Consider the following 14,770-nt stretch of genomic DNA (forward strand, 5'->3'; position numbering starts at 1 on the left):
TAAGCCCGCGCTTAATTGGCAACGGACGCATTAGATAACCTTAAATTTGACTCAGTTAAGTCCAGCCAGATTTATCTAAAACTGACAACCAAGAGTAACGGAGAGATTATGAACAAAGATCAAGCCGACGGTAACTGGAAGCAGTTTAAAGGTAAAGTGAAGGAAAAATGGGGCAAGCTGACCGATGACGATATCACCGTGATCGAAGGGAAACGCGAACAGCTGGTCGGTAAAATCCAGGAACGCTATGGCTACCAGAAAGAGGCAGCCGAAAAAGAAGTCAAAGCCTGGGAAGAACACAGCAAGTATCGTTGGTAGCGCGATGAGCCGCTGAGTATTGCGGCGCTACGACACCATCCGGCCTGGCAGATTTCCCCCCTGCCACGGCCACGGGAACAAGGATGTACCCGCTCCCTCCTGCAATCCAATCCGCTTATTTTTTCTTTACCACAATGCTGTGGTCATGATCGCAATCGTGTTGGTTCTCACAATTTTCTACCACCACACAGCCAGAACACAGACCGTGGGCTTCCACTACGCTGTGGCGCAGCACAAATCCTGATTCTTGAGCCAGTTTCTGCAAGGTTTCTTCTACCCCTTCGGTAGTACGCTCCGTGACCTGTCCGCAGCGATCGCAGATAAACAGGGCAGAGGTATGCATAGGTTGTTCGAAGTGGTGGCACAGCACATAGCTATTTGCCGATTCAACGCGGTGGATAAACCCCTGTTCCAGCAAGAAATCCAGTGCACGATAGACGGTAGGTGGTTTGGCCTGCGGCTCTGCCACACGCAGTAAATCCAGCAAATCGTAAGCGCTGATGGCGCCGGGTTGCTCAGCCATCAGGCGTAACACTTCCAGCCGTTGCGGGGTCAGTCGCACGTTGCGTTGCTGACAGAGTTGTTCAGCCTGCGCGAGCAGCTTTTCCTGGTTGGTTGAGTTCATGGCAAGTATCCGGCTATGCAAAGAAGCCGATTTTATCATGTTTCAACGCAATCGCCGAGAGTTGCCCCGCTTTCCCTGGATAACGCGGCTAATAGGGCGATTTTCCGCAGCAAGACTAGGCAGAATGAGATGCGGGTCACGGTTTGCCGCTTTATGTCATAGGTTCCACTCGGGCATGGCGGTATAACCCATATGGAGCCAAACCTTTCAGGAGCCTGGGATGTCAGAAAGAGAGAAATTGCTGCGCGGCGAGGTCTATAACAGTCGTGATGATGAGCTGATTGCCATGTACCATCGGGCGCGGAGCCTGACTAAACAGCTCGCAGCATTGGATTCACATCAGTCTGAAGAGAAACAGCGTCTGTTGCGTGAGCTGCTTGCGGCCTGGGGGGATGACAGCTGGATTGAATTACCGTTCTGGTGCGACTACGGGCAGCATATCAGCATTGGCAGGAACTGTTTTATCAACGTCAATGCGGTGTTTCTTGACTGCAACACCATCACCATTGGCGATAACACGCTGATTGGCCCGAACGTGCAAATCTACACGCCAAGCCACCCTCTCAAGGCCAGTGAGCGGTTTACCGGCAATGCTGATTTTCCGTTCCATACCTCAGCCAGGCCGGTGGTGATTGGCAGTAACGTCTGGATTGGCGGCAACGTAGTGATCCTGCCTGGAGTCACCATTGGTGATGGTACCACCATCGGCGCGGGCAGCGTGGTGACCGAGGATATTCCAGCTAACGTGTTGGCGCTTGGGCAGCCGTGCCGCGTGATCCGACAATTGGAATAGGGCTGTGTGAAAACGTTACCGCTCTGAGATCCTAATCAGGATGAACGACGATTTTCCCAAGAGCGTGGATTGTCGTTATAATAGCCGTTTGCGGCATCGGCACAGCGCGTCGGTTGTCGAGTCCCGGACTTATCAGGTAGCCAGTAACTCAGCATGACGAAAGATATTAACAACACCCAATACGCCGCCAATCGTTTCTCCATTGCTCCTATGTTGGACTGGACCGATCGCCATTGCCGTTACTTCCATCGTCTGCTGAGCAAGGAAACGCTGCTGTACACCGAAATGGTGACCACCGGTGCGATCATCCACGGTAAAGGTGACTATCTGGCATACAGCGAGGAAGAACACCCCGTGGCATTGCAGTTAGGGGGGAGCGATCCGGCAGCATTGGCGCACTGTGCCAAACTGGCGGAACAGCGTGGCTATGACGAGATCAACCTCAATGTCGGTTGCCCGTCGGATCGAGTACAGAACGGCATGTTTGGTGCTTGTCTGATGGGGCAGGCGACCTTGGTGGCCGACTGTATCAAGGCGATGCGCGACGTGGTGTCGATCCCGGTGACGGTAAAAACCCGTATTGGCATCGATGACCAGGACAGCTATGAGTTCCTGTGCGATTTTATCTCTACCGTTGCTGGGCGCGGGGAATGCGATATGTTCACCATTCATGCCCGTAAAGCCTGGCTTTCCGGCCTGAGCCCGAAAGAAAACCGCGAAGTCCCTCCGTTGGACTATCCGCGTGTTTATCAGTTGAAACGTGACTTCCCGGCGTTGACCATTGCGATCAACGGCGGCGTGAAAACGCTGGAAGAAGCCCAACAGCATCTGCAACATCTGGACGGTGTGATGATGGGGCGCGAGGCGTACCAAAATCCAGGTATTCTGGCGCGGGTGGACAGCGAGATTTTCGGCCGCCAGAGTGAGGTGATGGACAGCGTGGCGATTATCGAATCGCTGTATCCGTATATCGAGCGCGAGCTAGCGAACGGCACCTATCTGGGCCACATCACTCGCCATATTCTCGGTTTGTTCCAGGGGATCCCTGGTGCGCGGCAGTGGCGCCGTCATCTGAGTGAAAATGCCCATAAGCCAGGAGCTGATGTGCGCACCGTCGAACAGGCTTTGGCTCTGGTGCGTTCTCCGCGTACTGAAATGGCATAATCGACAAAAAACTTGACTAAAAGTTGGTTTTTTTGACTAATAGCGTCACGGGGTGTGGCGCTATTTTTTCATCATTTCAATAAGTTATCATTAACTTCAAGTTGGCACGTTTCTTGTAAAGAACAAGATAGACCTATTGTTTTGCCAAGGAGCAACCCATGTTAGAACTCTTCTTTCTGATCGGCTTTGTCGCCATGCTGCTGGTAACCGGTATTTCATTGCTGGGCGTGATGGCTGCGTTATTTGTGGCCGCGGCTTTTATGCTGCTGGGCGGGCTGTTTGCCATGGTGTTTAAACTGCTGCCGTGGCTGATCCTGGCGGTGATTGGCGTGTGGATATACCGCTCGATGCAGAAACCACAGATACGGCGCTATTAATATTTTTTGCCGAAATATCAGTCAGTCACGCTGAAACTCACCCTGCAGATTGCTTGCCAGTGTGGTGGTGATCACAGCTTGATGTTTTAAATGTGAATACGGCACATTAAACATATTTTTTACTTATCGAGGCTGCTAGGATGACTCCCGCAGCAGTGATGCTAATCATTTTCATCACCGCGAGAGCTGACAAGAGTGTTGCTTAAAGCAACCCCCATCTCTGGCGGACTCTGCTCTACCCCTACAAAACGCAGTAAACTAGAAAGGGCTCCTGATGGGGCCCTTTCTTTATTGGCGTTACAGACCAGGGATCAGCAGGCTGGAGCCGCTGGTCTGGCCGCTTTCCAGGGTCTGGTGTGCCCGCAGGGCATCTGCCAGAGCAAACTTCTGTGTCGCTTTCACATCAACTTTAATCGCACCGCTGCCAATCAGCGAAAACAGCTCGTTACTGGCAAACTGCAATTCCTGACGGTTGGTGATGTAACCATTGAGCGAAGGACGGGTGACGTAAAGTGAGCCTTTCTGATTGAGCAATGCCAGATCGACGCCGGTAACCGGGCCGGAGGCATTACCAAAGCTCACCATCAGTCCGCGGCGCTTCAGGCTGTTCAATGAGTCCTGCCAGGTACTTTGCCCTACGGAGTCATAGACCACGTTAACCTTTTCGCCGTTGGTCAGTTCAGCTACGCGCTGGGCGATGTTTTCCTGGCGATAATTGATGGTGGCCCAGGCGCCGGCACGCAATGCCTGCTCGGCTTTCTCGTCAGAACTCACGCTGCCGATCAGTTTGGCACCCAACGCTTTGGCCCACTGGCAGGCGATCAGCCCAACCCCCCCGGCGGCGGCATGGAACAGGAATACCTCGCCCGGCTTGACCTCATAGGTTTGGCGCAGCAGATAATGTACGGTCAACCCTTTGAGGAACGAGGCTGCACCCTGTTCGAAAGTGAGGTTATCCGGCAAGATAGCCACCTTTTCCAACGGGACGTTGTGAACTTCGCTGTAGGCACCCAGTGCGGACTGGGCATAAACCACGCGATCGCCCGGTTTGACCGCGCTGACACCTGCCCCGACCTTGATGACCACCCCGGCCGCTTCGGTACCTAACCCGCTTGGGAAGTTTGCCGGTGGGTACAGGCCGCTGCGTACGTAAGTATCGATATAGTTGATACCGATCGCCTTGTTCTCGACCTGAACCTCCCCCGCGGCGGGATCGACAGGAGTAAAATCAACATACTGCAGCACTTCCGGGCCGCCGGTGGCGGAGAATTGGATGCGTTTTGACATGTCGCTACCTCGTTTAAATGGCTGTTTTCACCCTACGCTTATCAGCCCAGACTATCTAGCCCGTTGCGCAGTGATTAATCCTTTTTTGCGCAGGGAATCATGACTGAAAATCACGTATACTCTTGCGTCAGCTACCCCCCATTCGCAACTGAATAAAGAATAGGCTTCATGGCAGGCAAAAAACCAACCAACAAGACAAACACGTACGAACCCAGAGACCGCCAGATGGAAGGGCTGAAGATGCCGCCACATTCGCTGGAGGCGGAGCAGTCCGTGTTGGGCGGTTTGATGCTTGATAACGAACGCTGGGATAACGTGGCGGAGCGCGTAGTCGCCAACGACTTCTTCAGCCGCCCACACCGCCTGATCTTTACCGAAATGCAGCGTCTGCTGGAGATGAGCCGGCCCATCGACCTGATCACGCTGTCCGAGTCGTTGGAACAGAGGGGCGATCTGGAGACGGTGGGCGGTTTTGCCTATCTGGCAGAATTATCGAAAAACACCCCTAGCGCGGCCAACATTGGTGCGTATGCCGATATCGTGCGTGAGCGTGCGGTCGTCCGTGAAATGATCTCCGTCGCCAACGAAATCGCCGATGCGGGTTACGATCCGCAAGGGCGTAGTAGTGAAGATCTGCTCGATCTGGCCGAATCACGGGTATTCCAGATCGCGGAAAACCGTGCCAGCAAAGATGAAGGCCCCAAAGGCATCGAACGTATTCTGGAAGATACCGTCGCCCGCATTGAGCAGCTCTATCAACAGCCGCACGACGGTGTTACCGGCGTAGACACCGGCTATCACGATCTCAACAAGAAAACCGCCGGTCTGCAAAAATCTGACCTGATCATCGTCGCGGCCCGTCCGGCAATGGGTAAAACCACCTTCGCGATGAACCTGTGCGAACACGCTGCGATGACGCAGGATAAACCGGTGCTGATCTTCAGCCTGGAGATGCCCTGCAACCAGATCATGATGCGTATGCTGGCCTCGCTATCGCGCGTGGATCAGACCCGTATCCGTACCGGCCAACTGGATGATGAGGATTGGGCGCGGATCTCGAGCACCATGGGGATCCTGCTGGAGAAGCGCAATATGTATATTGACGACTCCTCTGGCCTGACGCCCACCGAAGTGCGCTCCCGCGCGCGGCGTATTTTCCGTGAACATGACGGGATCAGCCTGATCATGATCGACTACCTGCAGTTGATGCGCGTGCCGTCACTCTCCGACAACCGTACCTTGGAGATTGCCGAAATTTCCCGCTCGCTCAAAGCCTTGGCGAAAGAACTGCAGGTGCCGGTGGTGGCGCTGTCGCAGTTGAACCGTAGCTTGGAGCAGCGTGCCGATAAGCGCCCGGTTAACTCCGATCTGCGTGAATCTGGCTCCATCGAGCAGGATGCCGACCTGATTATGTTCATCTACCGTGATGAGGTTTATCACGAGAACAGCGATCTGAAAGGGATTGCCGAAATTATTCTGGGTAAGCAGCGTAACGGCCCTATTGGTACCGTACGCCTGACCTTTAACGGCCAGTGGTCGCGCTTCGATAACTATGCGGGGCCACAATATGATGATGAATAATCAGCTAAGGAATTGAAATGAAAGCGGCAACTGCTGTTATCGATCGCCGCGCTCTGCGACATAACCTGCAACAGATCCGTCGCCTGGCGCCGCAAAGCCGCCTTATTGCCGTGGTGAAAGCCAACGCCTATGGACATGGCCTGTTGGAAACGGCTCACACCTTGCAAGATGCTGACTGTTACGGCGTAGCGCGTATCGGCGAAGCGTTGATGCTGCGTGCCGGTGGCATCGTTAAACCGATCCTGCTGTTGGAAGGGTTCTTCTGTGCTGAAGATCTGCCCGCGCTGGTGGCGAATAATATCGAAACCGCCGTTCACAGCATCGAACAGCTCGAGGCGCTGGAGCAGATTGAACTGGCGCACCCGGTGTCGGTATGGATGAAGCTGGATAGCGGTATGCATCGTCTGGGCGTGCGTCCGGAACAGGCAGAGGCGTTCTACCAGCGTTTGAGCGCCTGTCGCAACGTGGTGCAGCCGGTCAATATCATGAGCCACTTCAGCCGTGCCGACGAGCCGCTGGTGGATGCGACCGAAAAGCAAATCAGCTGCTTTGAGCGCTTCGCCAACGATAAGCCGGGCATGAAGTCGATCGCGGCCTCCGGCGGGATCTTGCTGTGGCCACAGGCTCATTTTGACTGGGTACGCCCAGGGATTATCCTATATGGCGTATCCCCGTTGGAGGAGCCCTATGCCGATCACTTTGGGCTGCAACCTGCCATGACGCTTAAATCCAGTCTGATAGCCGTGCGTGAGCATCGTGCCGGAGAGCCGGTTGGCTACGGCGGGCTATGGGTGAGTGAACGAGATACCCGCCTGGGCGTAGTGGCGATGGGGTATGGCGACGGTTACCCACGCAGTGCGCCTTCTGGCACGCCGGTATGGTTGAACGGGCGTGAAGTACCGATTGTCGGCCGTGTCTCTATGGATATGATTTCCGTCGATCTGGGGCCGGATGCCGGCGATAAAGTGGGTGATGAAGTGGTGCTGTGGGGCAATGAGCTGCCGGTTGAACGGGTGGCTGCCTTTAGCGGCATCAGCGCCTATGAGCTGATCACCAAGCTGACCCAGCGCGTCACGATGGAATATATCGGCGAGTAATTTCCCTCATCTTCTCCCTGTGGGAGAAGATGAGGAGGCATTCGTCAGCTTACTTCTTCACCGCCAGCCACTGGCCGATAATCTTCTGGTACTCCCCGCTGGCCTTGCTCAAGTGCAGCCATTGATCGACATACAGCTTCCAACTCATATCATCACGCGGCAGCATATAGGCCTTCTCACCGTATTGCATCGGCTTATCCGGGTTCACCGCACACAGCTTGGGATAGCGTTTCTGCTGGTACAGGGCTTCGGAGGCATCGGTGATCATCACGTCGGCCTTGCGGTCCACCAACTGCTGGAAAATGCCCATATTGTCGTGGGACAGCGTTAGGTTGGCCTTGGGTAGATGGGCACGGACAAAGGCTTCGTTGGTGCCACCGGCAGGCTCGATCAGCCGCACCGCAGGTTTGTTAATCTGCTCAATGGTGCGGTATTTTTTCACGTCGGTACAACGCACCAGTGGGATTTTGCCATCGGTATCAAGCCGCTCGGCAAAAAACACCTGCTTTTGGCGCTCCAGCGTCACTGAGATCCCCCCCATGGCGATGTCACACTTCCCGGCCACAAAGTCAGGCGTCAGGGTTTTCCAGGTGGTTTTTACCCATTTCACTTTGGCCCCCAGGCTGTTGGCTAGCGACTCGGCCATGGCGATATCAATGCCTTCGTAGCTGCCATCCTCTTTCTGGAAGGTGTAGGGCTTGTAATCGCCGGTGGTACAGACCGTCAGCGTTTTTTGCTGCAATACCTTGTCCAGATTGGATTGTGCGCTGGCGCTCCCGGTGGCGACCAGCAAGGCGAGAGGCAATAGTTTTTTCATCAAATTTCCTTTTCATATCGACAAATACATTTGTGGTTTTATGCGCGGTTTTGCCGTTAATTGTTGTTGGTTTGCGTAATTTAGCCGTTTTTTATGCCATTTCTGAGCAGGGAAGCTGGCTTTGCTGCTATCTCTCTCACAACCCGCCAGCACCGATGGTTGCAAGGCTAAAAAAGCTGCTAGTCTGTAGCGTCAACATTTATTAACACATTTTACAGGTGGCTATGTACAACATTGACGATTTTGATATGAAAATCCTGACGCTGTTACAGGCCAATGGTCGTCTGACCAATCAGGAACTGAGCGAACTGGTCGGGCTTTCGGCCTCGCAATGCTCGCGCCGCCGTATCAGCCTGGAGCAGACCCAATTGATCAAAGGGTATCATGCCCGGTTGGCACCGGAGGCGGTGGGATTGGGGTTGGTGGGGCTGATAGAGGTAAGCCTGCTGACCCATACCCAAGAGCAGATCGACAGTTTCCATCAGATGCTGGCAGAAGTGGACGCAATTGTTGACGTTTATAAAACCACCGGCGATGCCGACTACTTGCTGAAAGTAGCGGTAGCAGACCTGCCCACGTTAAGTGAGTTTATCAGCCAGACGCTTTCCCGCCATAAAAGCGTCGGACATATCAAAACGGCGGTGGTGCTGGAACGGATCAAAGAAAACGGTTTGCTTCCGGTAGCGAGATAAAGCTAAAACCCAACGCCAATTTGTGGCTATAGTAGGCTGTGTCCCCCAATTGACCGTGGTGCCGTCGCAGACCCAAAAGCCCTAATCAAGGCGGAGGTTGCAGGGCCTAGACAGTGTCCGAATAACCAAAATCAGGAGAACCAACCCGTGTTCCAGAATGTTGAAGCCTATGCAGGTGACCCGATCCTGTCGCTGATGGAAAAATTCAAAAAAGATCCCCGTGCGCACAAGGTGAACCTGAGTATTGGCCTTTACTACAACGAGCAAGGCATCATCCCACAGATGAAGGCCGTTGCCGCTGCTGAAGCCCAACTTAACAGCGTTGAACAGGGGGCCTCGGTCTACCTGCCGATGGAAGGCCTACAGCCTTACCGTAGCGCAATCCAACAGCTGTTGTTTGGTGCCGAACACCCCATGCTGCAACAGGGGCGTATCGCCACCATTCAAACCGTGGGCGGCTCTGGTGCGTTGAAAGTGGGGGCCGACTTCCTGAAAAGCTATTTCCCGGATTCTCAGGTTTGGGTCAGCGATCCGACTTGGGAAAACCACGTAGCCATCTTTGGTGGTGCTGGTTTCAAAGTGAATACTTACCCCTATTTCGACGGTGAAAAACTGGGGGTGAAATTTGATGCCATGCTGAGCACGCTGCAACAGTTGCCAGCCAAGAGCATTGCGCTGCTGCATCCTTGCTGCCATAACCCGACCGGTTCCGATCTTACCAATGCCCAGTGGGATCAGGTGGTTAAAGTGATCGCCGAACGTGAACTGATCCCGTTCCTCGACATCGCCTATCAAGGCTTTGGCGGCGGAATGGATCAGGATGCCTACGCCATTCGCGCCATCGCAGCTGCCGGTTTGCCGTGCCTGGTGAGCAACTCATTCTCGAAAATCTTCTCGCTGTACGGTGAGCGCGTGGGTGGGCTTTCTGTGGTGTGTGAAAGCAGCGAAGCTGCTGAACGCGTGCTAGGGCAGTTGAAAGCGACCGTGCGCCGTAACTACTCCAGCCCACCGAACTTCGGTGCGCAGGTGGTGGCAAAAGTGCTGAACGATGCGCAGCTGAAAGCGCAATGGCTGGCCGAAGTGGAGTCCATGCGCAGCCGTATTCTGGAGATGCGTAAAGCGCTGGTCGAAACGCTCAAGGGCGCATTGCCACAGCGTAACTTCGATTACCTGCTCGAGCAGCGCGGCATGTTCAGCTACACCGGCTTTAGTGCGGCTCAGGTTGATCGGCTGCGTGAAGAGTTCGGTGTCTATCTGATCCACAGCGGTCGTATGTGTGTGGCGGGTCTTAACCACAATAACGTTCGTCAAGTGGCAGAGGCCTTTGCTGCGGTGCAGTAACGGCCTGAATGCAGTGATTTTAGGGGCGATAGCGATATCGCCCCTTGTTGTTTCTGCGTACTGGCGATTGCCGCCAACGGGATAAAGAATATACTGATTGAGGGCGCTAAGACTTTTCGTATGCGCCATAAAGCCCTGCTTTCAGCGACCAGGCGCGGTTCTCTACCTGACTGGCGGGGTATCTGGCTGGCAACAGCATACTCACAGTGGTTCGCGCCGCATTGTGTTTTGGCGGGAAATAACCCAATGAATAACTCAGCACTGCTGGAATACTGCATGGCGAAACCTGGCGCACACCAAAGCGATCAAAACCAATGGCAGGCCAGCCAGATCAAGGTGGGTGATGTCATGTTCGCTATGGTGTGTGAAGTACAGGGGCGCCCGGCGTTGGCGATCAAAAGCAGCCCGGAACTGGCGGAAAGCCTGCGCGAGCAGCATCCAGAAATCGTCCCCTGCGAACATCTGAATAAAGCCCATTGGAACGCAGTATTTCTGGATGGCAACCTGCCCAACTCGCAGTTTTATCACTTGATCGACAGCTCATATCGGTTGGTGCTGGAAGGGTTGCCCGATCAGGTGCGCCAAGAGCTGCGCATTTGAATTTATAGGTGGCCAGGCCTGTTGGCTCAAGAGTGGCGACAGGCCAAGAGGACTACGTCCCCCGATATCTATGGGGAAATTTTATTTTGTAGGTCAATATTGTTTACTGCGTTATTTAGTTCTAAGAAACAGGATTGGCAAGGTTTTTTTGTGCTTAATTCCGCTGATTGGATTATTTTATATTAATTTTTGATAATTTAAAGACTGATAAAAATAGGTTGATAATTTATTTTCAATAGCACGGCGCAGTTAATTAAGAGAGTTCTCATTGGAATCTAAATTATGACTGTGTTACTAATGCGTCTATATTAATCTGCTCAAAGGCAAATAAGGATAAAGGATCCCTAGGGGAACCTACTAAAAGGAAATTTAATTATGAAACTGCATCATTCAATATTTTTGGTACTGCCGCTGCTCGTTTATTCCTCATTATCATTAGCTTCGCCAAATTGTGCAATAAAAGAACAAAAACTGCGAGAGCAGCTCGATTACGCGACGCGTTATGGCAATGTCCATCGTGTTGAGGGGCTTAATCGGGCCTTGGCCAATGTGCAGACCTACTGCCACGGTAGTTATCAAGGTCGTTATAATAGATACGATTATGCGCCAGCCGCTCAGCCGTTTGAATTTGATCGCCAGTATCAAATTGCCAAGAAGCAACGAAAAGTAGAAAAAAGAAAACAAGAGCTGCATGAAGCCCAGCTCAAAGGCAAGCCGAGCAAAATTGCTAAGCGACAGAGAAAACTAGCCGAAGCCGAATTTGAATTGAAGCAGGTGCAGGCATGGGGAGGATAACCTGGCCGATATGAGCAGATGTTAGCTTCAGATAAATAATGCCGAGTTTGGGGGGATAGTGATTTGGCCACTGAGTCGGCACGTTAAGCGTTTTACCTATCCGTGTGACAGTTAAAACCCCAAATCCGCTCCCGCCTTTCTAAGGTGGAAACTTATTGCTGTCCCCAGGTTGCGCCGTAATAACAGCCAACATGCCGAGCTTAGGTGTTCGGCATATTGGTCACGGTTTTATCTCTGCAACATCGGTTTCAGGAATCGCGCGGTATGGGACTCTTTACAGTTGGCCACGGTTTCCGGCGTGCCGGACACCAGGATCTCACCGCCGCCGCTGCCGCCTTCCGGCCCCAGATCGACGATCCAGTCCGCCGTTTTGATGACGTCCAGGTTGTGTTCAATCACCACGATGGTGTTGCCCTGATCGCGCAATTGATGCAGCACCGCCAGCAACTGCTGGATATCGGCGAAGTGCAGGCCGGTGGTGGGTTCATCAAGAATATACAGCGTCTGGCCAGTGCCCCGTTTCGACAGCTCACGCGCCAGTTTCACACGCTGCGCTTCACCACCGGAAAGGGTGGTGGCCGACTGCCCGAGACGGATATAGGAAAGCCCAACCTCCATCAACGTTTGCAGCTTACGCGCCAAGGCGGGTACGGCATCGAAGAATTCACGGGCTTCCTCAATGGTCATTTCCAGCACTTCGTGGATGTTTTTGCCCTTGTACTTCACTTCCAACGTTTCGCGGTTATAGCGTTTGCCTTTGCACTGATCGCAAGGCACGTAGATATCCGGCAGGAAGTGCATCTCTACCTTGATCACGCCGTCGCCCTGGCAGGCTTCGCAGCGGCCGCCCTTGACGTTAAAGCTGAAACGGCCCGGCGTATAGCCACGGGTACGGGATTCAGGTACCCCGGCAAACAGTTCACGCACCGGGGTGAAGATCCCGGTATAGGTGGCCGGATTAGAGCGTGGCGTACGGCCAATTGGGCTCTGATCGATATCGATCACCTTGTCGAAATGTTCCAGACCGGTCACTTCGCGGTAAGGAGCCGCTTCGGCAATGGTTGCACCGTTGAGCTGGCGTTGGGCGATCGGGAACAGCGTATCGTTGATCAGCGTTGACTTGCCGGAACCGGAAACGCCGGTAATGCAGGTAAACAGCCCGACAGGCAGCGTGAGCGTCACGTCTTTCAGGTTGTTGCCGCGTGCGCCGCTGAGTTTCAGCACCTTGGTCGGATCGGCGGGCACGCGTTCGGCCGGAATGGCGATTGAGCGCTTGCCGCTAAGGAACTGGCCGGTCAGTGAATCCGGTTGGGCCATGATGTCATCGACGGTACCTTCCGCTACCACCTGGCCGCCGTGAACACCGGCACCAGGGCCGATATCGATCACGTGGTCGGCCGCGCGGATCGCGTCTTCGTCGTGCTCTACCACGATCACCGTGTTGCCCAGATTACGCAGGTGGATCAGGGTTTCCAGCAGGCGTTCGTTATCGCGCTGGTGCAGGCCAATGGAAGGCTCATCCAGCACGTACATCACGCCTACCAGGCCAGCACCGATCTGGCTTGCCAGGCGAATACGCTGGGCTTCACCACCGGACAGCGTTTCCGCAGAGCGTGACAGTGAAAGGTAGTTCAGCCCGACGTTAACCAGGAACTTCAGACGATCGCCGATCTCTTTCAACACCTTCTCGGCGATCTGGGCACGTTGACCGCTCAGTTTCATATTCTGGAAGAAGGTCATGGCATGGCCGATGCTGAGCTCAGAGATCTCCGGCAGCGTAGTATCTTCCACGAACACGTTACGGGCTTCTTCACGCAGGCGGGTGCCACGGCACGAGGCGCAAGGACGGTTGCTGATAAATTTGGCCAGCTCTTCACGCACCGCACTGGACTCGGTCTCTTTGTAGCGGCGCTCCATATTATGCAGCACGCCTTCAAACGGATGGCGGCGCACGGTGGTGTCACCGCGATCGTTGATGTATTTGAATTCGATCGACTCTTTGCCCGAACCGCTCAGTACCGCTTTCTGCACGTTGGCATCCAGGCTGCTGAACGGGGCTTCCACATCAAAGCTATAGTGCTCCGCCAGCGAGCGCAGCATCTGGAAATAATAGAAGTTACGGCGGTCCCAACCGCGGATAGCGCCACCGGCCAGAGAAAGCTCGGGATTCTGTACCACACGTTCAGGATCGAAGAACTGCTGCACGCCCAGTCCGTCACAGGTTGGGCAGGCGCCGGCTGGGTTGTTGAACGAGAACAGCCGGGGTTCCAGCTCGCGCATGCTGTAGCCGCAGATAGGGCAGGCAAAGTTGGCGGAGAACAGCAGTTCATCGGCCTTTTCGTCATCCATATCGGCGACGACGGCGGTACCGCCGGACAGTTCCAATGCGGTTTCAAACGACTCGGCCAAACGCTGTGCCAGATCGTCACGCACTTTAAAACGGTCCACCACCACTTCAATGGTGTGTTTCTTTTGCAGCTCCAGCTTTGGCGGATCGGAGAGATCGCACACTTCACCGTCGATGCGCGCGCGGATATAGCCCTGGGTTGCCAGGTTTTCCAGCGTTTTGGTGTGTTCGCCCTTACGATCTTTCACCACCGGTGCCAACAGCATCAGGCGTTTGCCTTCCGGCTGGTTGAGCACGTTATCCACCATCTGGCTGACGGTTTGTGCCGCCAACGGAACGTGGTGATCCGGGCAACGCGGTTCGCCGACGCGGGCAAACAGCAGGCGCAGGTAATCGTGGATCTCGGTAATGGTCCCGACCGTGGAGCGCGGGTTATGCGAGGTCGATTTTTGCTCGATGGAGATCGCCGGGGACAGACCTTCAATATGGTCGACGTCCGGTTTTTCCATCAGCGAAAGAAACTGGCGAGCGTAGGCAGAGAGCGATTCAACGTAGCGCCGCTGCCCCTCGGCATACAGTGTATCAAAAGCCAGTGAGGACTTGCCGGAACCTGATAGACCGGTAACGACGATCAGCTTGTCGCGCGGGATAATCAGGTTGATGTTTTTGAGATTGTGGGTTCGAGCACCACGAACTTCGATATTGTCCATTTACACTTCCCGTCTTGATGATACACCGCGCCTGTCTGCGTTCTTTTGTGGGCGATTATGTGATCTATTGCGCAAAAAAACGGCTCGGCCAGTACGAAACGCATAATTATGGCACAAAAAAACCTGAATGAATATCCAGTATACGAATGCAACAAGGTCGTTCGCAGAGACATTTTTGGAAGGCACTTCGCAGGTATAATCTAAGCAGGTGGCATGCTACAATTTG

General features: G+C 54.0%; 14 protein-coding genes. 10 read left to right on the forward strand and 4 right to left on the reverse strand.

Annotated features, from left to right (window positions below):
• The first annotated feature begins 108 nt into the window (after positions 1 to 108).
• On the forward strand, positions 109 to 318 hold the full coding sequence (locus ACKWMY_RS22245) for a CsbD family protein (RefSeq protein ID WP_024483982.1): 210 nt from the start codon (positions 109 to 111) through the stop codon (positions 316 to 318).
• 115 nt (positions 319 to 433) lie between these two features.
• On the opposite strand, the gene zur is transcribed toward ACKWMY_RS22245, so the two are convergent.
• Positions 434 to 943, reverse strand: a complete 510-nt coding sequence (gene zur / locus ACKWMY_RS22250; RefSeq protein WP_065684847.1) for a zinc uptake transcriptional repressor Zur — start codon at positions 941 to 943, stop codon at positions 434 to 436.
• Positions 944 to 1,163: 220 nt separating this feature from the next.
• On the opposite strand from zur, the gene ACKWMY_RS22255 reads away from it, so the two are divergent.
• The 3 genes from ACKWMY_RS22255 to pspG all read left to right on the forward strand — a co-directional run bounded on the left by ACKWMY_RS22255 (position 1,164) and on the right by pspG (position 3,277).
• Positions 1,164 to 1,736 (forward strand): sugar O-acetyltransferase, encoded by a 573-nt coding sequence (locus tag ACKWMY_RS22255; RefSeq protein WP_024528009.1) that lies wholly within the window; start codon positions 1,164 to 1,166, stop codon positions 1,734 to 1,736.
• A gap of 153 nt (positions 1,737 to 1,889) precedes the next feature.
• A complete protein-coding gene (gene dusA / locus ACKWMY_RS22260; protein ID WP_024528008.1) occupies positions 1,890 to 2,900 on the forward strand; it encodes a tRNA dihydrouridine(20/20a) synthase DusA in 1,011 nt (336 codons plus the stop codon).
• Positions 2,901 to 3,058: 158 nt separating this feature from the next.
• Positions 3,059 to 3,277, forward strand: a complete 219-nt coding sequence (pspG, locus tag ACKWMY_RS22265; RefSeq protein WP_024528007.1) for an envelope stress response protein PspG — start codon at positions 3,059 to 3,061, stop codon at positions 3,275 to 3,277.
• Positions 3,278 to 3,574: 297 nt separating this feature from the next.
• Here pspG and ACKWMY_RS22270 read toward each other — a convergent pair whose 3' ends face one another.
• Complete coding sequence (locus tag ACKWMY_RS22270; RefSeq protein ID WP_071681596.1) at positions 3,575 to 4,564, reverse strand: quinone oxidoreductase; 990 nt, start codon at positions 4,562 to 4,564, stop codon at positions 3,575 to 3,577.
• A gap of 168 nt (positions 4,565 to 4,732) precedes the next feature.
• Here ACKWMY_RS22270 and dnaB point away from each other — a divergent pair, with 168 nt between their 5' ends.
• Positions 4,733 to 6,145: a replicative DNA helicase gene (dnaB, locus tag ACKWMY_RS22275; RefSeq protein ID WP_024483977.1), complete on the forward strand. Its 1,413-nt coding sequence runs from the start codon at positions 4,733 to 4,735 to the stop codon at positions 6,143 to 6,145.
• 17 nt (positions 6,146 to 6,162) lie between these two features.
• Entirely contained in the window at positions 6,163 to 7,242 is a 1,080-nt protein-coding gene (gene alr / locus ACKWMY_RS22280) for an alanine racemase (protein ID WP_409487052.1), read from the forward strand.
• Between the two features lie 49 nt (positions 7,243 to 7,291).
• Here alr and ACKWMY_RS22285 read toward each other — a convergent pair whose 3' ends face one another.
• Complete coding sequence (locus ACKWMY_RS22285) at positions 7,292 to 8,059, reverse strand: transporter substrate-binding domain-containing protein (protein ID WP_202728323.1); 768 nt, start codon at positions 8,057 to 8,059, stop codon at positions 7,292 to 7,294.
• A gap of 224 nt (positions 8,060 to 8,283) precedes the next feature.
• Between ACKWMY_RS22285 and ACKWMY_RS22290 the strand changes: the two genes are divergently transcribed.
• The 4 genes from ACKWMY_RS22290 (at position 8,284) to ACKWMY_RS22305 (ending at position 11,487) form a co-directional block, all read left to right on the forward strand.
• On the forward strand, positions 8,284 to 8,751 hold the full coding sequence (locus ACKWMY_RS22290; protein ID WP_409487053.1) for an Lrp/AsnC family transcriptional regulator: 468 nt from the start codon (positions 8,284 to 8,286) through the stop codon (positions 8,749 to 8,751).
• 147 nt (positions 8,752 to 8,898) lie between these two features.
• Positions 8,899 to 10,092 (forward strand): amino acid aminotransferase, encoded by a 1,194-nt coding sequence (locus tag ACKWMY_RS22295; RefSeq protein ID WP_024483973.1) that lies wholly within the window; start codon positions 8,899 to 8,901, stop codon positions 10,090 to 10,092.
• Positions 10,093 to 10,338: 246 nt separating this feature from the next.
• Entirely contained in the window at positions 10,339 to 10,692 is a 354-nt protein-coding gene (locus tag ACKWMY_RS22300; RefSeq protein WP_021180803.1) for an MmcQ/YjbR family DNA-binding protein, read from the forward strand.
• 375 nt (positions 10,693 to 11,067) lie between these two features.
• On the forward strand, positions 11,068 to 11,487 hold the full coding sequence (locus ACKWMY_RS22305; RefSeq protein ID WP_161739184.1) for a DUF1090 domain-containing protein: 420 nt from the start codon (positions 11,068 to 11,070) through the stop codon (positions 11,485 to 11,487).
• 228 nt (positions 11,488 to 11,715) lie between these two features.
• Here ACKWMY_RS22305 and uvrA read toward each other — a convergent pair whose 3' ends face one another.
• Positions 11,716 to 14,544 (reverse strand): excinuclease ABC subunit UvrA, encoded by a 2,829-nt coding sequence (gene uvrA / locus ACKWMY_RS22310; protein WP_074031505.1) that lies wholly within the window; start codon positions 14,542 to 14,544, stop codon positions 11,716 to 11,718.
• Positions 14,545 to 14,770 lie beyond the last annotated feature (226 nt).

The organism is Serratia sp. J2, assembly GCF_046269175.1.
Classification (GTDB): domain Bacteria; phylum Pseudomonadota; class Gammaproteobacteria; order Enterobacterales; family Enterobacteriaceae; genus Chania; species Chania fonticola_C.